This window comes from Haloarcula sp. S1AR25-4 (assembly GCF_031624555.1).
Lineage (GTDB): Archaea > Halobacteriota > Halobacteria > Halobacteriales > Haloarculaceae > Haloarcula > Haloarcula pellucida.
The window spans coordinates 327986-353966 of the sequence record NZ_JAMQOR010000002.1 but is presented as its reverse complement, the minus strand read 5'-3'; the positions used below and the strand labels follow the sequence as shown (position 1 = coordinate 353966).

29 protein-coding genes and 1 pseudogene are annotated in these 25981 nt (G+C 65.0%); 15 read left to right on the top strand and 15 right to left on the bottom strand.

All coding sequences use genetic code 11. The features are described 5' to 3' along the window. Window positions 1–63 precede the first annotated feature (63 nt). Window positions 64–190: pseudogene (locus NDI85_RS22300) on the bottom strand (zinc ribbon domain-containing protein); the annotation flags it as partial. A 253-nt stretch (window positions 191–443) separates the two neighbouring features. Here NDI85_RS22300 and NDI85_RS10510 point away from each other — a divergent pair. The 5 genes from NDI85_RS10510 (at window position 444) to NDI85_RS10490 (ending at window position 3870) form a co-directional block, all read left to right on the top strand. After that, the gene (locus tag NDI85_RS10510) at window positions 444–884 is read left to right on the top strand and encodes a hypothetical protein (RefSeq protein ID WP_310915728.1); all 441 of its coding nucleotides are present in this window, start codon (window positions 444–446) and stop codon (window positions 882–884) included. A 259-nt stretch (window positions 885–1143) separates the two neighbouring features. Further along, the gene (locus tag NDI85_RS10505; RefSeq protein WP_188996798.1) at window positions 1144–1980 is read left to right on the top strand and encodes an HTR-like protein; all 837 of its coding nucleotides are present in this window, start codon (window positions 1144–1146) and stop codon (window positions 1978–1980) included. A gap of 96 nt (window positions 1981–2076) precedes the next feature. After that, the gene (locus tag NDI85_RS10500) at window positions 2077–2997 is read left to right on the top strand and encodes a ribbon-helix-helix protein, CopG family (RefSeq protein ID WP_310915727.1); all 921 of its coding nucleotides are present in this window, start codon (window positions 2077–2079) and stop codon (window positions 2995–2997) included. Next, window positions 2990–3514, top strand: a complete 525-nt coding sequence (locus NDI85_RS10495; protein ID WP_310915726.1) for a hypothetical protein — start codon at window positions 2990–2992, stop codon at window positions 3512–3514. The genes NDI85_RS10500 and NDI85_RS10495 overlap by 8 nt, the downstream gene beginning before the upstream one ends. Window positions 3515–3546: 32 nt before the next feature. Next, complete coding sequence (locus NDI85_RS10490; RefSeq protein ID WP_310915725.1) at window positions 3547–3870, top strand: transcription factor S; 324 nt, start codon at window positions 3547–3549, stop codon at window positions 3868–3870. Between the two features lie 349 nt (window positions 3871–4219). Here NDI85_RS10490 and NDI85_RS10485 read toward each other — a convergent pair whose 3' ends face one another. Next, window positions 4220–4627, bottom strand: coding sequence for a hypothetical protein (locus tag NDI85_RS10485; RefSeq protein WP_310915724.1), 408 nt, complete (start codon window positions 4625–4627; stop codon window positions 4220–4222). 518 nt (window positions 4628–5145) lie between these two features. On the opposite strand from NDI85_RS10485, the gene NDI85_RS10480 reads away from it, so the two are divergent. From NDI85_RS10480 to NDI85_RS10470, 3 genes are all read left to right on the top strand, one after another. Beyond that, window positions 5146–5862 (top strand): hypothetical protein, encoded by a 717-nt coding sequence (locus NDI85_RS10480; protein ID WP_310915723.1) that lies wholly within the window; start codon window positions 5146–5148, stop codon window positions 5860–5862. 1322 nt (window positions 5863–7184) lie between these two features. After that, entirely contained in the window at window positions 7185–7721 is a 537-nt protein-coding gene (locus NDI85_RS10475) for an NUDIX hydrolase (protein WP_188996804.1), read from the top strand. A gap of 65 nt (window positions 7722–7786) precedes the next feature. Next, complete coding sequence (locus tag NDI85_RS10470) at window positions 7787–8704, top strand: hypothetical protein (RefSeq protein ID WP_310915722.1); 918 nt, start codon at window positions 7787–7789, stop codon at window positions 8702–8704. Between the two features lie 9 nt (window positions 8705–8713). Here the strand turns inward: NDI85_RS10470 and NDI85_RS10465 are convergent, their stop codons facing one another. Both NDI85_RS10465 and NDI85_RS10460 read right to left on the bottom strand, forming a co-directional pair. Further along, the gene (locus tag NDI85_RS10465; protein WP_188996808.1) at window positions 8714–9586 is read right to left on the bottom strand and encodes a ZIP family metal transporter; all 873 of its coding nucleotides are present in this window, start codon (window positions 9584–9586) and stop codon (window positions 8714–8716) included. 46 nt (window positions 9587–9632) lie between these two features. Continuing rightward, window positions 9633–10325 carry an SDR family NAD(P)-dependent oxidoreductase gene (locus NDI85_RS10460; protein ID WP_188996810.1) on the bottom strand — a complete coding sequence of 231 codons (693 nt, stop codon included), beginning with the start codon at window positions 10323–10325 and terminating at the stop codon, window positions 9633–9635. Between the two features lie 227 nt (window positions 10326–10552). Here NDI85_RS10460 and crtD point away from each other — a divergent pair, with 227 nt between their 5' ends. From crtD to NDI85_RS10440, 4 genes are all read left to right on the top strand, one after another. Further along, entirely contained in the window at window positions 10553–12040 is a 1488-nt protein-coding gene (gene crtD / locus NDI85_RS10455) for a carotenoid 3,4-desaturase (protein WP_310915721.1), read from the top strand. Then, complete coding sequence (locus NDI85_RS10450; RefSeq protein WP_310915720.1) at window positions 12037–12918, top strand: prenyltransferase; 882 nt, start codon at window positions 12037–12039, stop codon at window positions 12916–12918. The genes crtD and NDI85_RS10450 overlap by 4 nt, the downstream gene beginning before the upstream one ends. Then, complete coding sequence (gene cruF, locus NDI85_RS10445; RefSeq protein WP_188996816.1) at window positions 12911–13774, top strand: bisanhydrobacterioruberin hydratase; 864 nt, start codon at window positions 12911–12913, stop codon at window positions 13772–13774. Before NDI85_RS10450 ends, cruF begins: the two co-directional genes overlap by 8 nt. Window positions 13775–13840: 66 nt before the next feature. After that, complete coding sequence (locus NDI85_RS10440; protein WP_310915719.1) at window positions 13841–14944, top strand: NADH:flavin oxidoreductase/NADH oxidase; 1104 nt, start codon at window positions 13841–13843, stop codon at window positions 14942–14944. A 319-nt stretch (window positions 14945–15263) separates the two neighbouring features. Here the strand turns inward: NDI85_RS10440 and NDI85_RS10435 are convergent, their stop codons facing one another. From NDI85_RS10435 to NDI85_RS10425, 3 genes are all read right to left on the bottom strand, one after another. Continuing rightward, on the bottom strand, window positions 15264–16268 hold the full coding sequence (locus NDI85_RS10435; RefSeq protein ID WP_310915718.1) for a DUF368 domain-containing protein: 1005 nt from the start codon (window positions 16266–16268) through the stop codon (window positions 15264–15266). A gap of 97 nt (window positions 16269–16365) precedes the next feature. After that, a complete protein-coding gene (locus tag NDI85_RS10430; RefSeq protein ID WP_166971941.1) occupies window positions 16366–16611 on the bottom strand; it encodes a hypothetical protein in 246 nt (81 codons plus the stop codon). A 57-nt stretch (window positions 16612–16668) separates the two neighbouring features. Then, window positions 16669–18057, bottom strand: a complete 1389-nt coding sequence (locus NDI85_RS10425) for a phosphoribosylglycinamide synthetase C domain-containing protein (RefSeq protein ID WP_310915717.1) — start codon at window positions 18055–18057, stop codon at window positions 16669–16671. A gap of 105 nt (window positions 18058–18162) precedes the next feature. Here NDI85_RS10425 and NDI85_RS10420 point away from each other — a divergent pair, with 105 nt between their 5' ends. After that, complete coding sequence (locus tag NDI85_RS10420) at window positions 18163–18435, top strand: hypothetical protein (protein WP_166971939.1); 273 nt, start codon at window positions 18163–18165, stop codon at window positions 18433–18435. A 42-nt stretch (window positions 18436–18477) separates the two neighbouring features. Here the strand turns inward: NDI85_RS10420 and NDI85_RS10415 are convergent, their stop codons facing one another. From NDI85_RS10415 to NDI85_RS10380, 8 genes are all read right to left on the bottom strand, one after another. Further along, on the bottom strand, window positions 18478–19380 hold the full coding sequence (locus NDI85_RS10415) for a hypothetical protein (protein WP_310915716.1): 903 nt from the start codon (window positions 19378–19380) through the stop codon (window positions 18478–18480). Continuing rightward, window positions 19377–19790 carry a hypothetical protein gene (locus NDI85_RS10410; RefSeq protein ID WP_188996826.1) on the bottom strand — a complete coding sequence of 138 codons (414 nt, stop codon included), beginning with the start codon at window positions 19788–19790 and terminating at the stop codon, window positions 19377–19379. The genes NDI85_RS10415 and NDI85_RS10410 overlap by 4 nt, the downstream gene beginning before the upstream one ends. A gap of 118 nt (window positions 19791–19908) precedes the next feature. After that, the gene (locus tag NDI85_RS10405; RefSeq protein WP_188996828.1) at window positions 19909–21189 is read right to left on the bottom strand and encodes a TIGR00300 family protein; all 1281 of its coding nucleotides are present in this window, start codon (window positions 21187–21189) and stop codon (window positions 19909–19911) included. Window positions 21190–21234: 45 nt separating this feature from the next. Beyond that, a complete protein-coding gene (locus tag NDI85_RS10400; RefSeq protein ID WP_310915715.1) occupies window positions 21235–21624 on the bottom strand; it encodes a gamma-glutamylcyclotransferase family protein in 390 nt (129 codons plus the stop codon). A 2-nt stretch (window positions 21625–21626) separates the two neighbouring features. Beyond that, window positions 21627–21998 (bottom strand): cyclophilin-like fold protein, encoded by a 372-nt coding sequence (locus NDI85_RS10395; RefSeq protein ID WP_310915714.1) that lies wholly within the window; start codon window positions 21996–21998, stop codon window positions 21627–21629. A gap of 51 nt (window positions 21999–22049) precedes the next feature. Continuing rightward, window positions 22050–22436: a hypothetical protein gene (locus NDI85_RS10390; RefSeq protein ID WP_188996834.1), complete on the bottom strand. Its 387-nt coding sequence runs from the start codon at window positions 22434–22436 to the stop codon at window positions 22050–22052. Between the two features lie 64 nt (window positions 22437–22500). After that, window positions 22501–23253 (bottom strand): class I SAM-dependent methyltransferase, encoded by a 753-nt coding sequence (locus NDI85_RS10385; protein WP_229783099.1) that lies wholly within the window; start codon window positions 23251–23253, stop codon window positions 22501–22503. Window positions 23254–23256: 3 nt separating this feature from the next. Beyond that, the gene (locus tag NDI85_RS10380) at window positions 23257–24141 is read right to left on the bottom strand and encodes an aldo/keto reductase (protein ID WP_188996836.1); all 885 of its coding nucleotides are present in this window, start codon (window positions 24139–24141) and stop codon (window positions 23257–23259) included. Window positions 24142–24222: 81 nt separating this feature from the next. On the opposite strand from NDI85_RS10380, the gene NDI85_RS10375 reads away from it, so the two are divergent. Beyond that, entirely contained in the window at window positions 24223–24975 is a 753-nt protein-coding gene (locus NDI85_RS10375; RefSeq protein WP_310915713.1) for an SOS response-associated peptidase, read from the top strand. Window positions 24976–25037: 62 nt separating this feature from the next. Then, window positions 25038–25976: a cysteine synthase A gene (cysK, locus tag NDI85_RS10370; RefSeq protein ID WP_310915712.1), complete on the top strand. Its 939-nt coding sequence runs from the start codon at window positions 25038–25040 to the stop codon at window positions 25974–25976. Window positions 25977–25981: the final 5 nt, after the last annotated feature.

The window sequence follows — 25981 nt, the reverse complement described above, 5'->3', positions numbered from 1 at the left end:
CTGACGGGCGAGGATTTCTGAGCGTTGGGATAATGAGGTACGCGACCCGCCTGTTCGCTCGGTGCAAAACCTGCGGTTTGGCCGCACACGGTTTGCGTCACGCTTCCGACCACAGCACGAACTCGTCTTGCTCGTGTCTCACTCACACGGTCAAGGGGATACCGTGTTCCTCAGCCTTGTATGCAAGCAGGTTCGCGGCGCTCGCCTCCGAACTCAGTAACTCAAACAGGAACATTGCATTTGGATGACTCGACAGCGCCGCTCTTGCCCGCTACACTCAAACAGCGACAACTCTCCCCGACCAACGATCTACTTCCGAAGAGCGTCTCATCCATGAAATCGACTGTCGTGTGCCCAAACTACAAAGCCAAACTTTCAAACAGAGCAGAACACGAATATTCATTCCACAGAAATCATATATTTCTACTAAATACTGTACTGTAATGAAGCGCCGAGAGTTAGCGCTAACGCTCTGTTCCATGGTCCCACTGTCGCTTGCCGGTTGCTTCAGTTCCAACGACAGTGATGATGATTTAGGTGATAACACAAGTGAAGAGACAGTCCAATCAAAAACCTCAACGATGGATCCAGAGTATTCACTTGCAATATTAGTTTTTAACGGAAGTGGGAATCTGCAGACAGGATCGATGGCCTTGAAACATGACAACAAACAAATATATCAAAAGAAATTTGGTCTTGAACCGGATGATCAGAGAGGATTTGATACCGGTGTTAGCGATACAGGGTCGTTTGAGCTACAGGTCGAATCGAACGATAGAAACGCAACGTTTCCAATAACTGTCACTCAGGAGGCTATAAAACTCGGATCGAATTACCAGGTGGTGATCGATGATAGCGGAATCACAGGTGCAATCCAGGAATGATGAGTATCGCGTTACGGTTCAAAACTCAGCAGCCAAACGGACATCTCAATTACTAACTCATCTACTGGCTCACCGACAACGTACTTCCCAAGAGTGCCGATGAGCAGATGATCGCTGACGTGGAGCGCAACGGGTCTCGGCGGCCGAGTACCTGGGGGCGTTCTGACTGTACTGATAGCACCCCTCGGTAGCACCACGGTAAGACACACTTACTGCTAGCAGGGCAAGCGTTTAAGCGACCACACGGGTCAATGCGTGTATGGAGCGTATCCCGTTCGGTGTCAAGCAACTTGATGCCATCATCAACGGCGGCGCACCGGCCGGTAGCGTCGTCCTGTTGGCCGGCGAGGCGGGGGCCGGGTCGCGGGAGTTCATGCACACGAGTGCGGTCATCAACGGACTCAGCCGCGTCGACGAGGAGATGTACGACCTCTACTACGGGGGCCCGTCGGAGACGGCCCTGCCGCCGAAGGAGGTCCACTACATCTCCTTTACAGCAAGCGGGGAGCAACTGGCCTCGGAGATGCGACTCGCGATGGACGAGGACCTGCTAGAGACGGCGCTCTCGGGGATCGAGTTCCACGACATGTCCGAGCGGTACTTCCACATGAGTCCGGTGCCGCGGTCGTGGTACGCCGAGCAGACCCCAAAGATCGAGGACCTGCGGGCCAGACACGAACGCGACGACCTGCTGGGGGCACTGGGGTCGAAACTCAGCGACGTGGCCGCGGGCAACCTCGTCGTCATCGACTCGCTGTCGGACCTCGTCAGCGCCATGGGCGAGGACATCGACTGGGCCGACATCACCTTTCTCGTCGCGGGCCTCCAGAAGGCGGCCCACAAGTGGGGTGGGCTCATCCTCTTGCACCTCAACTACGAGACGCTCTCTGGCGCCCGGCAGGGGCAGTTGAGCGACGCCGCCCACGGCACGATGGAGTTCTCGTGGGAGTCCGGCGGGTCGACGCGGGCCCGGACGCTCGTCGTCAAGCAGTTCCGCGGCGTCCTCTCCCAGATAGAGGACGAGGATATCGTCCAGTTCGAGACGGAACTCGGCGACGCCGGGTTCGACATCAGCGACGTGCGCAAGATTCGGTGAGTCGGCACTCACGCCGTATCGCGGTCTTCGATGGTAGTTTCGCCGGCTGAAATAGGCGGCAAACCCTTAACTATCTAGTTCATAAGATGGTATGTAATGGCCAGTGAGTCGACGGAGGAGGGGGCCGTCACCGTCGCGTTGCCGCCGGAGCTCGACGAGTGGCTCGACGAGCGAGCGGCGACACTCGGGGTGGACCGCGAGGAACTCGTCCACCAGTTGCTGGCGTCGTACCGTATGACGACGGACCGCGACGACACCGAGTCGATGGCCGCGCTGTCCGACGTCGACCGGACCGTCGAGGAAGCGCTTGGCGACCGGCTAGACGCCGTCGTGGCCGCCGCCGTCGACGACGCCATCGACGGGCGAATACCACCAGCCGTCGAATCCGCCGTCGGCGACCGCCTGCCCGACATCACCGACGCCGTCGAGGGTCGCCTCGACCCCCGTTTCGAGTCCGTCGAGGACGATTTTCAGGCGAAGATAGAGGACGTCAGAAGCCGCGTCGTCCAGTTGAAACGGGAACTCGACGGGAAGGCGGCGGCCGACCACGACCACGAGGAGTTCGCCGCAATCGAAGACCTCGAAAGCGAGGTGACGTCGTTACACCGGGAACTCGCCGCTGCCCGCGACGAACTCGAAGACGACATCACCGACCAGTCGGCCCGGATCGACGACGTCGAGCGCCACATCGAGGGCGTCGACGACCGAATCGACGACGTCGAAGAGAAGCTCACCCGCGTCGCGTGGGTCGTCAACGACCTGCGCGACGACCAGGGTGGCCGGGACGCCCACCAGAAGGCTGTCGACCGTATCAAGCGCGCCGCCGCACAGGAGGGTATCTCGTCGGCGTCCTGTGAGAACTGCGGCGAGTCGGTCGACATCGGCCTGCTGACCGACCCGCAGTGTCCCCACTGTGGGTCGACCGTCTCTGACGTCCGCCCCGAAGGAGGCATCCTCCGCAAGAAAGCGCGACTCGTGACCGCCGCCCAACTGGAGGCCGGCCCGACCGATGAGTGAGGACGACCCCGAGGACCCGTTCGAGGACTTCGACGTGCCCGAGGACCCCGAGGACCCGTTCGAGGATTTGGACGTGCCCGAGGCCCCGTCCGCGAGTGACGAGGTGCCACCACCCGACGCCGAGAACCCGATGGCCGACGTGACTCTAGACGCGGAGTCCGGCGACGGCGACGCGACGCCCGAGGACCCGTTCTCTGATATGGGCGACCGCGACGGCGACCCATTCGGCGGCGCCGAGAGCGTCTTCGAGTCGGTGGACGTGGGGTCGGTCGACCCCGACGGAGTGTGGGACTCGCTCGGCGAGGACGACTCGCCGACGCCGCCGTCCGATAGAAAGCGCTACGCCGACGTATCGAAACACCGCTACTGCGAGCAGTGCGAGCACTTCGCCGAGCCACCGGCGGTCCAGTGCACGCACGAAGGGACGGAGATTCTGGAGTTCGTCGACATGGAGACGGTTCGCCTCCTGAACTGTCCGGTCGTCGCAGAGCAGCGAGAACTCGGCAACGAGGAGTAACGTCTTTTTGTCGGCGTCGCGGATAGCCGGGCATGCAGTTCTGCGACGACTGTGGCTCGATGATGCACGCCGACGGCGACGAGATGGTTTGTCAGTCCTGTGGCGCTCGCGTCGCGAAAGACGAGGACAGAGCCGCCGACTTCGTCAGCACGGCCGAACAGAGTGACGACGACGTCATCGAGACGGAGGAAGGAGCGGACTTCGAGGGCAAACCGACGGCCGACGACGTCACCTGTGAGGAGTGTGGCCACGGGAAGGCGTGGTACACCATCAAACAGACCGGGTCCGCCGACGAACCGCCGACGCGCTTTTTCAAGTGCAAGTCCTGCGGGTATCGCTGGCGAGAATACAACTAATAGCGGGCTTGAAAGCCGTGTTTTCGCCAGAATTGTATTCTCGCATAGGCCGAATTGTGTGGAACGATTGTGTTTGGGGAGCGGTTCGTTCCCATCAACGAAATGGGGGCACTTCATTCTACTGGATGGGAGTGCTGTCCTGCGATTACGCCCGCGAAGGGAGTTGATCTGACATTTGCAGAGGGGTTTTCGCGCCGCAAATGGTGGGGGTTGAGTCGGAGAGAGCAAACCGCAGTTGAAACAGAGGTTAGAATAAGATTTTTATATATCCTCAAGTGCGAAACCGCTTGGTAGATGCGCAGGTCGGGTGAAAAATATCGCTGATGTGGGGTAGGTATCTACCCCGTCGTCAGGCGGAGAACCGCCAAGCGTGGCACACTGGCGTCGTTCCGTCTGCCACTTGGTTTCGGACGAACTTCCGCAGTTCCTCAAGGTCTTTGCCCGACGCTTCTCCGTAGCGTTCGGGCGCAAAGTCCCTGACGGCTTGCAGAAGTGCCTCACGGGTTGTGAGTACCCGAAGTTCTCCATTCCGTTCGCCACCGTCAGTTCGGGCACGTCCTCGCTCCTCGAAGATGTACCCGATGACGGGTTTGGACTTCTGGCCTTCGATAAGGCCCTCTTCTCGTGCGTCCCGAGCCAGTTCTCGGACGTAACTCTTGCTGAGGTCCAACGCCTCAGCAATGTCCTTGACCGAGACTTCCTCCGACTGGTTCCGCACGTACTCTGCAACTTGTCGAATACGGTTTTCCCTGTTCATGTGGGGAATGCAACCGTTTCTGACGGACAGGGACAAACCTAAGATTGAGGAGCCAAAAGGTTCCCATGAGAGGTCGTCCCTGTCTCCTGCATCGCGTGTGGGCTTTCGGCCCCTGTGGTTGCAGGCAGGGGCTGTTGCCTCGATGTGCGCGTTCGCGTGTTTGGGAGCAGGCTGACGCGCACCGGTCGATTCTCCATCGACCCCTTTCCGTCGTGGCATCGTAAACCGACCAGTCATTACTGCAGTCATCTTCGGGGTCATTTTGCTGTTGTGGCTGGATTATAAAAAGGGTTTCGGGTATATCACCCTTGGCGGCGTAATTAACTAACTAACTAACTCACTTGCTTAGTTACTTTCCACCGAATTAGGTGGGCCTAAGTTCTCTAATCAAGCCTCTTTTCTTATTCTACTCACTCACGGGCACCTGTGGCGCTCAAAGTAGCGTTAGAATGTGCGCTGAAGAGGTGAAAATGGAGTCAACCCCAAGTTTTTATAAATCTTTGGTGCTAATCGGGGGTATGGGAAAGCTCGATGGTCATCGGTACCCGGAGAAATTGACTGCAGATGGTGCCGTCAAAATCGCTGAGATACTGGTTGAAGAACTTGATGGGAAAGTAAGTAGCAAACAAGTGTTCGCAGATGCCCTTGGCCATTCGACCGCGAAGAGCGGTTCATACATTACGAAGGTGGCCGATGCTCGAAACTACGGAATACTTCCAAAACAGGGTCTGGAAGCTACAGACTTAGCATACCGTGTTGCACATCCTAAGGATGATGCCGAATACCGAGATGCAATTTTCGAGATGTATCAAAATGTCACTCTGCTCTCCGAGCTTTACGACCATCTCGACGGTAATGAACCGCCAAGTAATCTGTGGAGTGTCTTGACCGAAATTACTGGAGCCAACAGAAATGAAGCAAAAGAGGCCGCAAGCGGTGTTAGGGCGCTCTATGAGGAGATGCTGGAGTATGATTCTGAAGAAACATCTGAATCCGAAGAATCAACATTGGAAGAGGATTCAGACGACAATCCGACCGTTGTCCCGACCGCTAATACCGCTGACGGAGATGGTATTTTCCTCAAGATTGGTGGTGACGAACACCGCTTCGCGGAAGTCAATGATTTGAATATCGAGATTGCAGTCAAAATACTGCAATCGAAGAAGGAACAAGAGAGCCAGTCGGACGATGAAGATGATTTGGTTCAGGCGAAATTGAAGCCCGAAACGGAATGATGTGGGATTCCCACTTGAGCCGCTCTCAGACGCCGAGATGCGGCTTAGTAATCACACCGGGCCTGCCTTTCGATGCATTCCGGTGATGAAGAAGCAAGGGCGGCGTGTGATTACTGTCGAACATCCACCAAGCGGCCTTGCCATCTTGGTGAATCCCACCAAGGCGGGGCCGTCACCAAGAGAGCTTCCCTCCGGTGAATCTGACGCCGACGTGTCATACATCAAGTGATGTGTCGGCGCTCCGGGTTCCTTGATGAATTTCCCTTGCTACCAGTCCCGTCTGAGCGTTGCCACTACGATTCAGCCACACCACAGTTTTCTACGGAGAGCGTTTCGCACCTCCGCACCATTTCAAGGCTCACGTACTTCGTTCGGTAAGCTTGGGCCAGCGCTTCGGTATTCTTTGTCAGCCCTTTTGACTGGTAGCACCGCAAAGCGTCTTACAGCTTGTTTGAGGGCGTGACTGCCTTCCAACAGCCTGCTGGCGTCACTTGAGGTGTGCTGTTTGCACAGTGTTGCTGATTGCTTTCACCACGGTCACCTTCGCTCCCGTGGCATCTACCGCCCAACCAAGACCTCTCAAGTGAATCTGGTTTGGTCTTCTCCACTCTTCCCCTTCGACAAGGGACGTAGATGCTTGATTTGTTCTCAGGGACTACTTCGCAGAGAGTTTGATTGCGTTCCGTTCATCAAGTCGCTCACGTCTGCCGATTGCAAGAAGTCGCTCAGTACGTCTCTGTACCGAACGAAGGCCTTCTTGCTGAATGAGCCGCGCCCGTCGTTCTTGCCCGAAGGGAAGTCGCTCACGTCGGCACTCATACCGTCGCTTGTGCGAGCAACGGGGCGCTCTGCCTTCCCGTCTGGTGTGGCAATTTCCTCAAATTTTACCTGCAACTCGGCGCGTTCTCTGAGGAAATCGCACACGTCGTTACGGGCGCGATTTTCCTTTAAGTGTTGGTCGTCGTCATCGGTACTTGTCTCGGTTGTTTGGGACATATTTTGTGTTCATCCTTCTCTGCCGTATTCTGGTATATCGAAGTCTCTCGCGGTGGATATTATGGCTATTTGCCTCAGTGAGGCAAACAGATTTATCCCACTTGTCTCCGAATCGTACCTACGGGAGAAACGCGAGTGTCGCAACGGTGGAATCGCCAGACAGCGGCAGGATAATTCACCCGAAGTAAACGCCCCACAACAACCTAACTTAAAGATATGTCTGGTCTTTAAGTAATAACCCAGCAAATACGCAATCTTGCAAGTGCCAGGAGTGTGGCTACCGCTGGCGGGAGTACAACTAAGCCACTCCCGGCCTGCCATCCCCCATGACACTCGAATCGCGGACCCGCGAGACGGTCCGTATGGAACTCGAACGCCTCGTCGACGCCTACGGCGACGTCCCGGTCCGGCGCGACACCGTCACCAACGACCCCGACTTCTTCGAGCGCGGAGCGAAACTCGCCGAAGAGGGGTGGCTGGGCGACGCCGGCGCGTGGGTCACCGACGAGGACGGGCGAGTCCTGCTCATCAAACATCGGGGCGCGCCGGAGACGTGGGGCACGCCCGGCGGTGGTCACGAACCCGGCGAAGGGCTGGACGACACCGCTCGCCGTGAGGTCCGCGAGGAGACGGGCGTCGACTGCACGCTGACGGGCCTCTACTACGCGCGCTGGAAGACCATCGTCCACGCTGAGGACGCCGACCGGCGCCTCCACATGCTGACCGTGGAGTTCGACGCCGAGGCGAGCGGCGGCGATATCGACGTGAGCGACGACGAGGTGCTAGCGGCCGAGTGGTTCGAGACGGTCCCCGAGGCGTTACACGAGATTCCCGCCACGCGAAGCCCGGACGAGTCCGCCTGAGGGACGCTCAAAACGCGGCCGAACCGTTCTGAAAGCACTTACACCGGACGGGGGTAGTCACGAGCATGCGCCGCCGGACCCTCCTCGCGCTCTGTGGCTCGCTCGTCGCCGGCAGTGGCTGTCTGGACCTGACTCCCGACTCCGTGCCGGCCGACGAGACTGTGACGCCGGTCCCCGAACGGACGACCGAGAGCGGCACGCACGACGACCAGATCCCGACCGTCGACCTCGCCTCGGTAGTCGTCCAACCCGGCGTCGTCGCACCGAACAGCCCCGACTCCATCGGCGTCTACGCCGACGCCGGCCAGTACCTCCTCGTCGCCGTCGCCGTCGACGGCCCTCTGCCCGACCGCTCGGCGTTCGCGGTCCGCTTCGATGGGTCGACGTACACACCGATGGTGTTCACCAGCGGTCTCTACCGGAACGGCGAGTGGGGTGCCGGCTACGGCGACGGGAGCGACGGGGTTCTCGTCTTCGAACTGCCGGAGACGGGCGACGCCAGCGACGCTCGCCTCACGTGGGACCACGGCGCGGTACCGTTCCCGACGAGCGTGACGGCGTCGCTCGAAGCCCCACTCCCGTCTTTCTCGGTCGCGCTCGACGGCCCGACGAGCGTGGCGGCAGACGACGACCCGACCCTCAGAATCCGGGTTACCAACGAGGGCGACCGAACCGGCCGGTACGCCCTCGCGCTGAATCGGACCGGGCCACGCGTCGCGTACGCGCCGGTGGCACGCATCGTCGGTGAACTGGACCCGGGTGGGTCCACGACGCGGGAGTTGGATGCCGAGAACCCCTACGTCGCCGACCCGCCCCGAGAGGCCGTCTACCGACTGGACGCAGCCGACGACGACAACGACGCCAGTCTGACTATCTCGCCGGCCGAAGCGGAGACGGCGACCGACACTGAGAGCACGACAGAAACGGGGAAGACGCGAACGCCCGGACGGACCGACGGGGGCACCGCGACGTTGGCTGAGTGAGCGGTCGGCTCAGGGCATGACGACGACCCACGCGAGGACGACGAGCGCCGCCCCGCCGACGGTCGACCCGACGGCGTGGGTCCGGAGTTCGTCGAGCAGGTCGTGTGAGTGTTCCTGCAGGGAGCAGACTTCGTCGATTTCGCTGCCGGCCTCGCAGTTCGGGAGGAAGTCCATCGCGACGTGGAGGAAGATGCCGGCGGCGAAGCCGAAGACCAGCGCGTTTACCACCGGGGTCTGTGGCACCGGCAGGAGCGCCGACGGAATCGCGGTCAGGCCGACGCCGGCGGCAGGGAGCAACAGTGACGTCGCGGTCTTCCCGTCGCGGTTGAGGCGACGAGCAGCGGCGTAGCCGGCGGGGCCTTTGTGCGAGACGATAGCGAGACCGAGCAGTAGACCGAGCGTCGGCATCGTGCCGTAGACGAGGCCGATGATGAGGCCCGCAGAGAGGGCGTGGGCGGCGATGGCGGCCGTCGTCGTATCGAAGGAGGTGTCGACGTGCGTCAGTCGGTGGCCGACGGTGTGGGTGCCGTAGCCGGCGACGATACCGACGGCGATGCCGATACCGCCGATGCGAGGCGTGCCAGCGGCGGAACCCAGCCCCATCGCCTGCGGGACGAGGAACATCGCCGCCGAGGTGACCATCGCCCCGCTCGCGAGACCGTACCCCCAGACGAGGCTGTGGGGGCTCGTTCGGGCGGCCCGGGCACCGAGCCACGCGCCGAGTCCCATCGCCGCGAACGCGACCCACGAGATGACCAACACCTTCTGCAACCCGCCGGTAGCGCCGACGGCCGACAGTGCGAGGAGGCCGACGACGCTCGCGACGCCGAGGAGCGACGGCCGCGCACTCTTATTAACTGTAGAAGATCCATTAATAGGCATTAGTTAATGAAATCGGGGTATTACTAATAAATCCGTCGGTCACCGGTCAGCGAGTCGCTCGGCGGTAGTCGCCCCAGTCGAGTACCGCGCCGTCGAGGTCGTCGACGGGGGCGTCGGTGAGCACCCACAGCACCATCTCGGCCACGTCGGCGGGGTCACGGCCACCGCTTCCGGAGAGGTCGGTTCCAACCTTCCCCGGGTCGACGGCGCCTACGGGCACGTCGAGGTCGGCAGCGAACCCGCGGGCGACGGCCTCCGCCGCGGCCTTCGAGACGGCATAGGAGCCGTATCCGGGCATTCCCTGTCGGCCGACGGCCCCCGTCGGGACGACGATTCGAGCGTCCGGAGCGAGGTAGGGGACGGCCTCGCGGATCGTCGCGAACACGCCGCGAGCGTTCGTCCGGAGGTGGTCGTCGAACGCCGCGTAGGACTCATCGGAGAGCGGCGTCTCACCGGCCTCGCCGTGGTAGACGGCGGCGTTGGCGACGACGGCGTCGACGCGCCCGTTCACTCGGGCCGCCGTCTCCAGTAGGCGCTCTACGTCGAACTCGTCGCGGACGTCGGCCCGCATCGCGGTGACCGCGCCGCCGTCGCTGGCGATGTCGTCCGCCACCGCCTCCAGTACGGCCTTTTGCCGGGCACAGATAACGGCGTGTCCGCCGGCCGCCGAGACGGCACGTGCGACCTGCTCTCCGATGCCCCTGCTGGCGCCGGTGACGACGACTGTCGTGTCGTCCATGGGAGCGTGTTCGGGCCCCACTCACATCTCCGTTGTCACTGGCTGATACTGGTGGCTGTAAGTTCGTACAGATATTCGCCACCCCGGGGTGGCGAAGTACTTCAGTTTGTTACAGCCACCAGTATGAGTCGGTGTGCTCTATCGGAACCTCGGCCCGTGCCTCACTTTATCACACCAATCCAGTTTGGCCGCGTGTTTATTGTCCGTCCGGGCCTCAGAGACGTATAATGAGTGAGGTGTCCGGAGAAGAAGTAGTCGTCGTCGGCGGCGGATTCGGTGGCCTGTCGGCCGCCTGCTATCTGGCCGACGCCGGTGCTGACGTGCGGTTGCTGGAAAAGAACGAACAGTTGGGCGGCCGTGCCTCCCGTCTGGAGGCGGATGGGTTCACGTTCGACATGGGCCCGTCGTGGTACCTCATGCCCGACGTCTTCGAGCGGTTCTTCGCCTACTTCGGGAAGGAACCGAGCGACTACTACGACCTGACCCGACTGGACCCGCACTACCGCATCTTCTTCAAGGACGGCGACCGGTTGGACGTGACCGGCAACAACGACGAGATGCGCGAGAAGTTCGAGGCGTACGAACCCGGCGCCGCCGAGGCGTTCGACGAGTACCTCGCCACCAGCGAACGGCACTACGAGACGGCGATGAACAAGTTCGTCTACGAGGACCGCTCGCGACTCCGGGACTGGGTCGATCTGGACGTGATGACGGCGGCACCCATCGGCCTGCAACTGCTCGGGTCGATGCAGGGCCACGTCGAGGACTACTTCGAGCACCCGAAACTCCAGCAGATAATGCAGTACACGCTGGTGTTCCTCGGCGGGTCCCCGAAGAACACGCCGGCGCTGTACAACATGATGAGCCACGTCGACTTCAACCTCGGCGTCTACTACCCCGACGGCGGCATCGGCGCCGTCGTCGACGGCCTCGTCGAACTCGGCGAGAGTCTGGGTGTCACCTACGAGACGGACAGCGAGGTCCGAGAGATCGCCCGCCGAAAGGACGGTTTTCTCGTCGAGACGGTCCACGGCGACACGCTCCACCCCGACGAGGTACTCGTCAACGCCGACTACGCCCACACGGAGCGCGAACTCCTGCCCGACCACGAGCGACAGTACGACGACGACTACTGGGACGAACGAACGTACGCGCCCTCGGCCTTCCTCATGTACATGGGCGTCGAGGGCGACGTGGACCCGCTTGCACACCACACGCTCGTCCTGCCGACGGACTGGGAACCCCACTTCGACGACATCTTCGAGGACCCCGAGTGGCCAGACGAACCGGCCTACTACCTCTGTGTCCCGAGCGAGACGGACAGTAGTGTCGCGCCGGAGGGCCACTCGAACCTGTTCGTCCTCGTCCCCATCGCGCCGGGCTTGCACGACGGGGAGGCCATCCGCGAGGAGTACCGCGAGAAGATTTTGGCCGACATCGCCCAGAACACGGGCGTCGACCTGCGCGACCGCATCGTCTACGAGAAGCAGTTCGCCGTCTCGGACTTCGGCGAGCGGTACAACGCCACCGAGGGCACCGCGCTCGGTCTGGCCCACACGCTCCGCCAGACCGCACTCCTGCGTCCGAACAACCGCTCGTCGGCCGTCGACGGCCTCTACTTCACCGGGTCGTTCACGACTCCTGGCATCGGCGTCCCGATGTGTCTCATCAGCGGCGAACACACCGCACAGCGCCTCATAGATAACCACGAATGAGCACCGTCACGGACCGTCTGAGCGAGGTCGCCCCCTCCGAGGACACGCGGCCGGGCTACCTGTTCTGGCTCTCGCGGCCGCGGTTCTGGCTGTATCAGGGCGGTCCGGTCGTCGTCGCGGTGACCTACGCGGCCGACGGGCCCGGCGAACTGTTCTCGCCGCTTGCTATCGCGCTGTTCCTGTACTTCACCGTCCCAGCGAACGTCTTCCTCTACGGCGTCAACGACGTCTTCGACCGGGACGTCGACGAACACAACCCGAAGAAAGACGAGGGTCGCGAAGTCAGCTATCGGGGAGATTCGGTCGTCGTCGCGGCTATCGTCGGGTCGGGCCTGCTGGCCGCCGCGTTCCTGCCGTGGCTCCCGACGCTGGGCGTCGTCGCACTGCTGGCGTGGGCCGCCCTCTCCGTGGAGTACTCCGCCCCGCCGCTCCGGTTCAAGACGACACCGTTTCTCGATTCGCTGTCGAACGGCCTGTACATCCTCCCCGGCGTCGTCGCCTACGCCGCCATCGAGGGCGTCGCGCCGCCCGCCTCGGCCGTCGCCGGCGCGTGGCTCTGGACGATGGGGATGCACACGTTCTCGGCCATCCCGGACATCGAACCGGACCGCGAGGCGGGCATCCAGACGACGGCGACGTTCCTCGGCGAGTCCAACACCTACTACTACTGCGTGATGTGCTGGCTCACCGCCGCGTTCGCGTTCACGTACACACACTGGGTGTTCGGGGCGCTCTTGCTCGTCTATCCGGGCCTCGTCTTCGGCATCCTCGCCGTCGGCGTCGACATCGACGAGGCCTACTGGTGGTACCCGGCCATCAACACCCTCGTCGGCATGGCGTTCACGCTCATCGGCCTGTGGGTGATGCTGTATGGCTGAGCGGGCGTGGCAGGTCCCGACCGACCGGACCGAAGCGACCGCCCGACTGGACGCACTCGTCCGGGAGCACCGCTTCACCATCGCCGTCGTCTTCCCGCTGGTCGGCGCGGTGACCCTGCTCGCGAGCGCGGAGGGTCTGCTCCCCCCGCCGCTCGCGTACAACCCCGTCTTCGTCCTGTTCGGGACGCTCGTGATGCGCCTGCCGCTGGTCGCGGGTGTGTTCCCCCTACTCGACCGGAAGGCGACGCTCGCGCTCGTCGCGCTGACAGCCTACTCCTACGGCATCGAACTGTACGGCGTCACCACTGGCTGGCCCTACGGCGAGTTCTCCTACGGCGTCGACTTGGGTCCGATGCTGTTCGGGGCGGTGCCGCTGGGACTGCCGGTGTTCTTCTTCCCGCTGGTGTTGAACGCCTATCTGCTCGTCCTGCTGTTGCTGGGTCGGCGGGCCGACTCCCACCTGCCGCGCCTGCTGGCGACGCTGGCGACGGTCATGCTCGTCGACCTCGTACTGGACCCCGGCGCCGTCGCCATCGGCTTCTGGGAGTACGAGGTCCAGCAGTTCTACGGCGTCCCGTGGCAGAACTACCGCGGGTGGCTCCTCTCTGGAACCGTCGCCGTCCTGCTGTTCGACTGGGGGTTCGACCGGGCCGGGCTTCGCCGCCGTCTCGAACAGTGTGAGTTCATGCTCGACGACCTCGTGAGCTTCGTCCTCCTCTGGGGCGGCATCAACGCCTTCTACTCGAACTGGGTGCCCGTCGCGCTGGCGGCGCTGCTGGGCGCGGGCCTGCTCTGGACCGACCGCTTCGACTTCGACCTCTCGGAGACGCGCCTCGGTAGAGCGGTCTGGCGGTAGGACGGGGTTCCGGCAACGACGACGTTCGCCCCTGCGGTTATCCGACTCCGCCGCCAAACCCGCCCGATGACAGCGCTGTTCTCCCCGCTCGACCTGCGCGAGACGACGATACCGAACCGGGTGATGGTCTCCCCGATGTGCCAGTACTCCTGTGACGGACGGGACGGCCTCGCCACCGACTGGCACCGTACACATCTGGGCTCGCGGGCCGTCGGCGGCGCCGGCCTCGTGATGACCGAAGCCACCGCCGTCGAGGCCCGCGGCCGCATCTCGCCGGCGGACCTCGGCATCTGGAACGACGAACACGCCGCGGCACTCGAACCCATCACCGAGTTCGTCCGCCAGCAGGGGTCGGTCCCGGCCATCCAACTCGCCCACGCCGGCCGGAAGGCCTCGACCAGTCGGCCGTGGGAGGGCCACGACCCGCTCCAGCCGGACGACGGTGGCTGGGAGACGGTCAGTCCCAGCGGCGAGCCGTGGCCCTACGAGGACGGCGACGCACCGCCGACCGAGAAACTCGATCAGGACGGCATCGAAGGCGTCGTCGACTCGTTCCGCGCGGCCGCCGAGCGCGCCCGCGACGCTGGCTTCGAGGTTGCGGAGGTTCACGCCGCCCACGGGTACCTCCTCCACGAGTTCTGCTCGCCGGTGACCAATCACCGCGAGGACGACTACGGCGGCGACTTCGAGGGTCGCACTCGTCTCGTTCGGGAGGTCACGGCCGCCGTCCGCGAGGTGTGGCCTGACGGCAAGCCGGTGTTCGTCCGCATCTCCGCGACCGACTGGCTCCCCGAACGAGAGTCGTGGACCGTCGACGACTCCGTGCGGCTCGCGGACCACCTCGCCGAGGCCGGCGCGGACCTGATAGACGTAAGCGGCGGCGGCATCCACCCCGACTCGCGCCCGGACTACACCGGGCCGAACTACCAACTGCGCTACGCCGAACGCATCCGCGAGGAGACTGACTCGGACGTCGCCGTCGGCGCCGTCGGCGGCATCACGACGCCCGAACAGGCCGAGGCCATCGTCGCCAACGACCGGGCCGACCTCGCTACCGTCGGCCGCGAACACCTTCGGGACCCCTACTTCGCGATGCACGCCGCCGAAGCGCTCGACGCGACCGACGAAATCGAGGGGCCACCCCAGTACCGGCGCGCGTTCGGGTTCTAGACGGGACATTCGATCGGGGTCGAGTGGCCCGAAGTAGCGAACCGCCAGCCCCCGCCCACTCGGCGGCCGCAACTCGTTGCGCGCTTCGCTCATTCAGCGAGCGGCCGCTTTCAATCCCGCCCGACTCGGTTGGTCCACGTGGTGGGACTGAAAGGGGCCGGGCGTTCGATTCGCCCGGGCGACGCAAGCACCGCAGCAAAGCGAGGAGCGCAGCGATACCCGGCAATCGAACGCCCGGGGGCTTTCTGGCTGTTCTGAGTCACCGGTGCAGGCGGTAGAAGATGCATCGTTCACACTTGCTGGCGGTAGAAGCGTTCGCTCACACCGAATCGAGGTCTAAGTCGACGGCGTACCAGTCCAGCACGAGCAGGAGCGCCGCGCCGACGAGGGCCGCGCCGGCAAAGGCCACCAGCACGTCCGTCGAGAACCCGACCTCGGTACGGACCACGTAGACGGGCGCCCGGAGCGCACCGACGACGAGGGCGACGAGGAACGCCATCGTCGCCCGGCGGTTCCGGTCGAGCGCGCGGCGGACCGCCCGCGAGATGGTGAACAGACCGACGAAACCGCCGAGGATGAACGTCACGACGACGGTGCCGAGTTCGACGACCTGTGCCAGCGAGCCACCAGCCAGCAGGCCGATGAGCGAGTCGATGAAGTTGCTCAGCACGTCCGACATCCGTCTGTACTGCCCGAGGATGACGAGCAGGAGCGACCCGGAGATGCCGGGCAGAATCATGGCGCTGACGGCGACGGCGCCGGCGACGAACACCACGACGAGACCGTCGCTGGCGAGAAACGGCGTCGGACCGGAGAGGACGAAGGCGAGAACGAATCCGGTGACTGCGACGCCGACCTGAAACGCCGACTCGAAGCTGAGTTCTCTGAGCAAGACGATAGCCGAGGCGGCGATGAGGCCGAAGAAGAAACCAAAGAGGAGCGTCGGGGCGTTCTCGCTGAGGACGTGGACGGCCCGCGTGACGACGACGACGGCGGTTGCGACGCCGGCCACGAGTGCGAGGCCGAACCAGCCGTCGACGTCGTCCCAGACGTCGAGTGCGTCCCGGACCGAGACGCCGCCGTTCGTCGGTACGAACGCGGTGAGGAACTGCCAGATGCGATCCGGCGTGATGGCCGTGATCATGGCGATGAGGCGGCCGTAGATGCCGGCGATGAGGGCGATGGTCCCCCCGGAGACACCCGGCACGGCGTCGGCGCTCCCCATACAGATACCGATAGCGAACGTCCGCGCCCACTCCCGTACCGGGGGGACGGAGCCACGGAGGGTCGATGACGTGTCGGCGGTCTGGTCGGCGGCGGTCATTGCCCAGTCGTACCGCTATCGCGCTGAAATCTCTTGTGGAGTCACGCCACGGCGACAGCGCTGTGGGGGCGGTTCGGACTGCGGGCCGGCGCCCGAATCAGGCGTCCCCGGAGACGACGAGGACGCCGTTGTTGAGCGACGCCGTCCCGTCGGCGGCCGGCAGCGAGACGTCGTACTCCGTGTGATAGAGTGCCGTGTCGACGGCGACGACGGCGGTGTCGCCGAGCAGTTCGACGGTCACCGCGTCGTCGTCGACGGGGTGGAGGTCGACGGCGACGGTCCAGCCGTCGTCGTGTTCTGACCGCGAGACGTCTAACTCGTCGGCGTCGTGTGTCGCGTCCATCGGACGAGTGTGGGTAGGTGCCACAGCCACATAGGGGGCCGTTCGGCGCGTGCCGAATCAGAGGTAGCCCCACGCCTGCAAGCGGTCACCGTCGCCGCCGGGTCTGTCGCTGGCGTCGGTGTGCCAGCGGTCGCCGATGTCCGTCCGGTAGAAGCAGTTCGGCATGAGGACGTTGCGCGCCCGGTCGTACGCCCGTTCCTGTGCCTCACGCATCGTCTCGCCTGTGCCGGTGGCGACGAGGACGATGCCCGAGGTTCCGGCCACGCGCCACTGGCCGTCGGGGTAGACGGCACCCGTCACGTCCTCTGTGTCGTCTGTCGCATCGCTCTCGCCCACCGGCACCCGCTTGACGTCCTCGATGTGGTACGTCTCGCGCACCGAGTCGTCGTCCAGCGCGACGGGCGCGTTCCGAGTGGTCTCGTCGAATAGCTTCTCGTCGTCGTAGGGGAACGGGGGCATGCACACACGGACGCCGACCTGATACCCGGAGTGGACCTGCAAGTCGGGGTCCCGGCCGTTCGCGATGGCCACGAAGAACTCGCCGATGGGCGTCTCCATCCCCTCTTCTTGGATGTAGATAGCGGGATACCCGAAGCGAGGCGTAAACTCCAGCGGATACACCCCGTCGGCGTCGACGATACAGTTGACGTCCATGCTCCCGACGTACCCCTCCTCGGCGAGCAGCGGTTCCAGTTTGCCGAGGGTCTGCTCGAACAGGGGACAGCGGTCGGTCCAGAACATGCTCGTCCCCATCTCGCCCGTCGACGGGCCGATATTCGACGGGAACAGTTTCTTGTGCTCGAAGTTGAGGTTTATCGGTTCGACGAAGCCGTCGCCGTTACAGAAGCCACAGATGGCGACCTCGACGCCCTCGACGCGTCGCTGTAACTGGAACCCCTTCATCCGGTGGCCCCACGCCTTCTCGTAGGCCTCCAGCACCGAGACCACGTCCGACCCGTCGTCCTCGCGGCCGACGTACAGCAGGCGCTTGACGTTCTGGACCTCGCCGAGCGGTTTCACGACGTACGGCGCGGGGTTCTCGCGGACGAACTCGATACCGGCCTCGAAGCGCTCGAACTCGCGGTGCGGGAGCGTCGCGACGCCACACGCTTCCAGCGTCTCCATCGCGAACCCCCGGTCGTCCTCCAGTCGGTCGGTGAGTTCGGTGCCGCCGACGACGGCGTGGCCATCGGCCCGCAGTTCCTCGGCAATCTTGCCGGTACCTAGGTCGCTGCCGTCCCAGATGTCGTCGAAGACGACGACGTCGGCCCACTCCAGATCGGCCCGCCAGTCCTCGCTCTTGGTGACGAACCCGTCGCCGATCTCCCGTTCGGCCGGGTGGTGGTCGCTGATGAAGTACCGCACGTCGTGGCCCTCTCGCTCGACGCGCCACGCGATGTCGGCGATGAGCGGGGCGTCCAGCGAGCAAAAGAGGACGTTCGCCATACACGACGTGGAGGCGTCTACGGCCTAAACGTTCGCCCGTCAGCGACAGGTGCAACATTCTGCACCAAGGGAACCGTTTTATCCCCGTTGGGAGAACGTTCGACTATGACACGAGAGGAACTCGCGACAGCAAGCGACCTACTCGAATCGGCCGCCGACGACACCGCCAGCGACGACGCCAGCGAGCGACTCGGCGACCTCGCCGACCAACTCGACCGTCTCTCGACGGCGGACCAGGGTCCCGACCACGGCCGTCTCGCTCGCATCCAGTCGGCGCTGAACGACGTCTCCTCGGGCGACGGCGAGGACGTCGCCGACACCATCGACGAAGCCGACGACGCCATCAACGAGTATCGCTCCGGGCTCGAAGGGGTCTGAGACGACCTGCGTCGCGCTCCCGACGACCAGATTTTCCACCCGCTAGTACTGTCGAACGTCGGTGAGGAGACTCGAAAGCCGCGCGCGGACCGTCGTCTCGGCCTCGCCCCTCGGTCGCGGTGCCGTCGCGGCGCCGTACTCGTCGAACTCGGTGACGATGCGGTAGCCGACGGTCCGGGGGCCGTCGGCGACTCGTTCCGGGTCGTCTCCCGACGGCCGGAGGACGAGCACTCGGTCGTCGACGATTCGGGCGAGACGGCCCGCGTCGTCGAGCGTCACTTCGACCCGACAGTCGGGTGCGAGGTTGCCAGCCCCGAACGGAAGCGTGACGACCTGTGCGTAGCCGTCACGGTCCGTGACGACGAACGTCCGGTCGCCGTCGCCGGCCGTCCACGACGTCCGGTGGGGCCGAATCCACTCGCCACCCATGCCCGATTCCGTCCCTCGAACCGCGCCGCGGATGGCGTCACTCGCCAGGTTCGGACGGTCAGTCGGCGTCGTCGGCGTAGGGGCGTCCCAGCTAGCGAGGACCGACCCGTCGGTGAAGTGGACGATAGAGGTGTGTGGGAGGTCGTCGATGTCGACCACGCCCCAGTGAAAGACACCCAGCAGGCCGTAGAACGGCGTCGGAACCCGGCCCAGCGGTCGCTGGCGCGTCGTGAACACGTGTGTGTGCCGACGCCGAGAGTGCTGGTGGCTCTCGCGGTACCACGCCGCGTCGTAGCCCGACGCACCGGCCGAGTCCTCGGTAATCCGAACCCGCGTCAGGGCGCGGTGGTCGGCGGCGTAGCGGTGGCGTGCCGCCGCGACGATACGCTCCCGCGGCGTCTCGCCGGACGGCGGATCGGGGTCGTACGGTCGGATGTCGGCCACTCGGAGACCGAGGTATCCGCCGAGGGAAGCCACTGCTCCGCCGCTCGCGGCGAGGAACTGCCGTCGGTTCATCCCTCTCTCTCCGTCGGCGTCGGTCGGTCAGCGGCCGCGAGGACCGACCGCTTCCTCCCGTTCGGCGCGGCCCAGACGACCCTGACGCCGGACGGTTCGCCCAGCGAGTGGCGCAGGGTCGCGCCGGGTGTCAACGGATACTCGCTCGCGGCGTCGTGTTCGCGACTGACCCAGACCGTCGTGCGGTCGCTTTCGGCGGAGCGGACGAGCAGTTCGGCGGTGTTCGCCGCGGTCACGTGGTTCCCGCGGACGAACGTGACGTCTACGGCGGCCGCCTCGGCGACCCACTCGAACGAGAGGAGGACGTTGGGGGGCGATTCGGGATACGACTCGGTGGAAGGCGGCGACGGCGTGAGCCCACAGCCGGCGAGGGTGGCCGACGCGGCCGTCAGGAACGAACGACGGAACACGCCTTCAGTTTCAAGTACGTTGAAATAAGTCTTGCTCCGGACGGGGCGAAATGGTCCCTCGGTACTGCGCTGCGGTCACGGCGTCGCTTCGAGGGTCGTCGCTTCGATCAGACCCTCGCTATTCCCCGTCTAACTGCTCTGCCAACGTCGGGACGAACGTGCCGATGTCGGTGACCATCCCCACCGCCTGTGCGCTCCCGCGGTCAAGCAGTTGCGTGACCGTCGAGGGGTTGATGTCGACACAGACGACACGCGTCGTCGACGGGAGGCAGTTGCCCACGGCGACGGAGTGCAGGAGCGTCGAGAGCATCAACACCATGTCGGCCTCGTGGGCCTGTTCGCGGATGGCGTTCTGGGCTTCGACGGCGTCGGTGATGGTGTCGGGCAGGGGGCCGTCGTCGCGGATGGACCCCGCCAGCACGAACGGGCGGTCGTTCTCGATGCACTCGTACATCACGCCGGACTCGATGGTGCCCGACTCGACGGCCGCCTCGATGCCGCCCTCGCGGATGACCTCGCTGATGGCGTAGATGTGGTGTTTGTGGCCGTGGCGGGCGTGGTCTAGGGTTTCGGTGTCGACGCCCAGCGACGTGCCGTAGAGGTCACGCTCGATGTCGTGGACGGCGAAGCCGTTGCCGGCCGAGAGCATGTCGACGTACCCCTCGCGGACGAGGCGGGCCATGTCTTCGCGGGCACCAGAGTGGATGAGCGCTGGGCCACAGACCGCCAGCACCGTCCCGCCGTCTCGCTTCGTCTCCTCGATGGCGCCGGCTATCTTCTGGATGGTCGATTCGGACGGTCGTTCGGCGGAGACGCCGCCCTGCATGAACCCGAAGGCGCCGCCGGAGTCGCGGGGCCGCGACGGCGGGTCGACTCTGATGCCCGTCTCGCCGGTGACGATGCGGTCGCCCTCTTCGACGGCGTTGAGGACCTTCGTGTAGGCTCGCGGCTCCGCGCCGTCGTCTCGCGGGCCCTGCCCGCTCGAACGGTCCGCGGAGCGTTGCTCCGCGCCGTCTTCCACGACCACCGCACAGTCCATCTCCATGTGTTCGACTTCGAGCCACTCGTCGTCGTAGCGGATGTACGTCGGGTGGTTCGTCGTCGAGTAGAACCCCTTCGGGACGACTTGATCGGCGGGGGCTGGCTTGAGCTTCGCGTCCTTCGGGTCGGCGGGGTTCGCGCCGTGCTGGTGGAGTTCGTGGAGTATCGACTGGAGCGTCGACTCGTCCTCCGCTTCGACCAGCATCCGTGCGTAGGACTCCTCGTCCTTGCGCCGACCGATATCGAACGCTTCGACGGTGAACGAGCCACCGAGGTCCATGATGGTGCTGAAACACGACTCCATCATCCCCGAGTCGATGATGTGGCCCTCGAGCACCACTTCGCGAGAGACAGACATGCACGGGAAATGGCGACAGTCGGGTAAGACGGTTTTGGGTGTGCGCTACTCGGGAGGCCGGCGAACCACGACGTCCGCCTCGGTACAGTAGGCCCGGACTCGTCGCTCGAAGTCGCCCTCGCCGGGCCACTCGACCGGCGCGCCGAGTGCGTCGGGGTCACCGACGTAACATTCGACCGACTCGTCCGCCGACGCGAGCGGTACGGCGATGCGGACGTATAGCCCCCGGTCGACGCCCTCGTACTCGTCTAACGCCTCGATGTCGGGCGTCCGGAGTATCCGCCCCGCCGTCTTCCCGCCGGGCGACAGCGTCGGGTAGCGCCCGTCGAGTCGGTGGAGGCCGACGAGTTCCGCGGCCCCGCGGTACTCGTACGTATCGAGTACCGCTGTCGCCGTCGCGTGGTCGGTCAGCGTCCCGTAGACGAACACGTCCACGGTTACGCCCGCTCGATTCGGACCGACGCCCCGCCAGAGATATTCGAGAGCGGGCGCACGTCGTCTATCTCGGCGACGACGTTCACGGTCGAGGCGGCCCGTGGCTCGCCGTTCCGACTGGCCGGCGTCGGCCCCCAGAACAGGCACAGCGCGTTCCCCTGTGGCCAGTAGGCGACGGCGCCGACGGGAACCTCGGTCCGGGCGTCTTCCGGCGGCACGTCGACGGCCACCGAGAAGTACAGTTCGTCTCCCCACCGCGCTCCGTCGCCAGAGAGCGGCAGTGCGTCGGCCAGCGCGTCCCGCGTCGCGTGGTTCGCGTCGGTCCAGGTCGCGGTGAGTGCCGCCTCACCGACCTGTACTCGGAGGTCGCTCATGCCCGCAGGTGGGACCGGCAGGACCAAAATTGCACTGGCGAGCGTCCCGATTCAGCCCTCGTCGACGAACCGTTCGACGCGCCACGACCGGTCCGAGTCCCGCGCACAGAGCCGCTCGTAGAACCGTCGCAACCCCGGTGGCTCCGTCGTCGGGAGGACGTGGAGTCGGACGGTGCCGTCGCGCACCGCCACGCGGAACACGTCGGCGGTGCCCTCGTCCCGGACCAGCCACAGCGGCATCGGCAGGTCGTGGAAGTCGCCGTAGCGGTAGGGGCCGTCGGCGAGGATGTCGGCTACGACGCCGGCGAGGTCAGACGTCGACAGGTCCGCGTCCGGGCGCAGTTCGAACTCCGTGCCGCCCTCGTACTCGACCCCGCTCCCGTGGGGAAACCGCCGTCGGGGGCGCCGCGGAATCGAGAACGAGGGGTCGGTCGTCATGTGCCTTCGTGCCACGGTAGGGCGTCATCCCGTTTAAACTCGCGGGCAGATGACACGGGGCCTCTCAGCGAGTCTCGTCGCCGTCCGGACGCGTCATCGCGACGCTGTACATCGTCCCGGCGAACTCCTCGCCGATGGCCTCGACCAGACGCTCGGCCCGCCGTTCCAGCGGGTCGCCCAGTTCCGGCGGGAGGCCTGCGATCGCGTCCGTCACGACGCCCGCGTGTGCAGACAGGTGGCTCGCGGTCCACGGCACCGGGTCCAGCAGCGTCCGCTCCCTGTCGAACGTCCAGCCGTGACCGGCGAAGACGCGCCTGAGCAAGGACGCCGGGTAGAAGGTCAGCGCCGAACGGCCGGTGGCCAGTTCGGTGGCGGCGTTCTCGACGGCGAAGAGGTCACGGACGGCGGCGCTCTCCGGGAGCGGTTCGTAGTCGTCGACGACGAGGTGACACCCGGCGGCCGCGACCCGCGAGAACTCCGCCGCGACGGCCGCCAGCGCCGCCGGGTCGAGGAGGTTACAGAGGCCGTGGGCGGTGACGAGGTCCACCGAGTCCGGGCGAAGCGGCGTCTGCCGGAGGTCGCCCTCGACGACGACGAGGCGGTCCGTGGCGTCGCCACAGCGGTCCCGCACCGCCGCGGCGTGGGCCGGGTCGTCGGTGACGGCATAGACACGCGCCGCGCCGGCCGCCAGTAGTCCAGCAGTCGTGTTCCCGACGCCAGCGCCCGCTTCCAGACAGACCCGCCCCTCGACGGGCCGGTCAGCTATGGCGGCCTTGACCGTCTCGGGCACGGTCTGCGATGGCGTCTCTTCGGCCACGGGTCAGTGGTGGAGTTGTTCTGGCACCGGACTGTCGTCGTGGCGGGACTGCTCGATGAGAGCGCGCTGTGTCGCTTCGTCCATTCCGTCGTACCGGCTTGCGGCGTCGAGTACCATCGAGACGAGTTTCGGGTCGCCCGGCGTCACGACGGTACTCAGGCCCTGCGAGGCGGCGAAGTCGAACCGGTCGCGGATCTCCTCCGGCGTGTCGACCGGTTCGTACCAGTTCGCGTACGGGCGGTCCTCCTCGGGGAGTTCCGAGGTGGGCGGCCACGACCCCTTCGCGAACGCCTTGATACCCAGCGTCCCGATGTTCTCCTCGCTCGCGCGCTCCAGTACGGCTTCGTAGTCGTATTCGTCGTCGTCCTTCCCGGCGACGACGGGGTTAAGCGGGAACATCAGCGTCTCCAGGTCGTCGATGCGGTCGATGGCGTCGAGGATCAGGTCGGGGTTCCCGTGACTCGTCAGTCCGAGGTGGTCTACCTTCCCCTCGGCTTTCGCCTCGCGGATGGCCGCGAGCGCGCCGTCGTCGCCCGTAATCTCGTCCAGTTCCGACTCGTACTCCAGTCCGTGAATCTGATAGAGGTCGATGGTGTCGACGCCGAGGCGGTCGAGCGACCGCTCCAGTTTGTGGGCCGCGCCGTCGTAGCCCCGTTCTTGGGTCTTACAGCCGAGGAAGATGTCCTCGCGGTGTTGCCGGAGTTTCGGCCCGAGTTTCAGTTCGGCGTCGCCGTAGGTCGGTGCGACGTCGAAGTGGTTGACGCCGTGGTCCAGGACGTGTTCGACCATCTGGTTCGCACCCTCCTGTTCCAGCCAGTTCAGGGCGATCGCGCCGAACGTCGCCACGGTGCTCTCCTGTCCGGTCGCGCCGAGTGGGCGGGTCTCCATATCCGTACGTCGGAGCGGACGCGCAAAACTGTTGGTGGCGACACGGTGAGACTTTTGCCCGCCGCCGCCCTTTTCTGTGGTATGTGTGGCCGCTACAGCCTGTTCGCGCCGCCAGCGGACCTCGAAGCGCGGTTCGACGCCGCCTTCGACTTCGAGTTCGAACCCCGCTACAACGCCGCGCCGAGTCAGTCCTTGCCGGTCGTCACGAACGACGACCCCGACACCATCCAGCGGATGGAGTGGGGACTGATTCCCTCGTGGGCCGACGCCCGCGCGGACCACGGCTACATCAACGCCCGCGCCGAGACGCTCGGCCAGAAGCGGTCCTTCGCAGACGCGTACGAGTCTCGCCGCTGTCTGGTGCCGGCCGACGGCTTCTACGAGTGGGTGGATCGCGCGGAGCACCGCTCCGCGAACAGTCGAGCGGCGACGCCGCGAGACAGCGGTGGCGGGGGCAAACAGCCCTATCGCGTCGCCCTGCCCGACGACGACATCTTCGCGATGGCCGGTCTCTACGAGCGGTGGGAACCGCCACAGCGACAGACCGGCCTCGGTGAGTTCGGCGGGGGCGGCGACGACGGCGGCGAGGACGACGTGGTGGAGACGTTTACCATCGTCACGACCGAACCGAACGACGCCGTCCGTGACCTCCACCACCGCATGGCCGTGATTCTCTCACCCGGAGAGGAAGAGACGTGGCTCACTGCCGATACAGCGACCGCTGTGGACCTTCTCGACCCCTACGACGGCCCGATGCACACGTATCCCGTCTCGACGGCGGTCAACAGCCCCAGTAACGACCGCCCGGAGCTAATTGAGGAAGTCGAGGTGTAGGACTTCGACACCCACAGTTTTCTGGTGGGGGGCTTACCCCGACCAATCGTGAAGCCCGCGATATGCAACCAGTCGCGGAGCCACCGGAGACACGCGCTGTCGCATCGGACGTAACGGACCTCGTCGGGAACACGCCGCTGGTCCGTCTGGATTCGTTCGCGCCGAATCTGCTGGGGAAGTACGAGGCGGCCAACCCGTACTCGGTCAAGGACCGCATCGCCGCCTACATGATCGAGGCGGCCGCCGAATCCGGTGAACTGCCGGAGGGCGGCACCGTCGTCGAGGCGACCAGCGGCAACACCGGCATCGGACTGGCGGCGGTGGCCGCGGCCCGCGGCTACGACTGCGTGCTGACGATGCCGGAGTCGATGAGCGAGGAGCGTCGTCGCCTCCTGTCGGGACTGGGCGCCGAGTTGGAACTGACGTCGGCCGACGACGGCATGAGCGGGGCCATCGACCGGGCGGACGAACTCGCCGCGGCCGACGACGCGGTTCGAGCCAGCCAGTTCGAGAACGAGGCCAACCCCCGCGCTCACCGAGAGACCACCGGTCCCGAAATCTGGCGGGACACGGACGGTGCCGTGGACGCCGTCGTCGCCGGCGTGGGGACCGGCGGCACTATCACCGGCATCTCTGAGTACATCGCAGAGGTGGAAGGCGCGGACGTGACTTCCGTCGCCGTCGAACCCGAAGCCTCTCAACTGCTGTCGAGCGACGACCCGGACAGCCACGGGATTCAGGGCATCGGCCCCGGGTTCGTCCCCGACATCCTCCGGACCGAACTGCTGGACGAGGTGCGCGTCGCCAGCGAGGACGAGGCAATGGAGGCGGCCCGCCGTCTCGCACGCGAGGACGGTCTCATGGTCGGTATCTCCGCTGGTGCGGCGCTTCACGCGGCCACCGAGTACGCACACGACAACCCCGACGAGACGGTCGTCGTCGTCCTGCCCGACACGGGAGAACGGTACCTCTCGACGGACCTCTGGGACGGCGGCGAGTAAGTCGG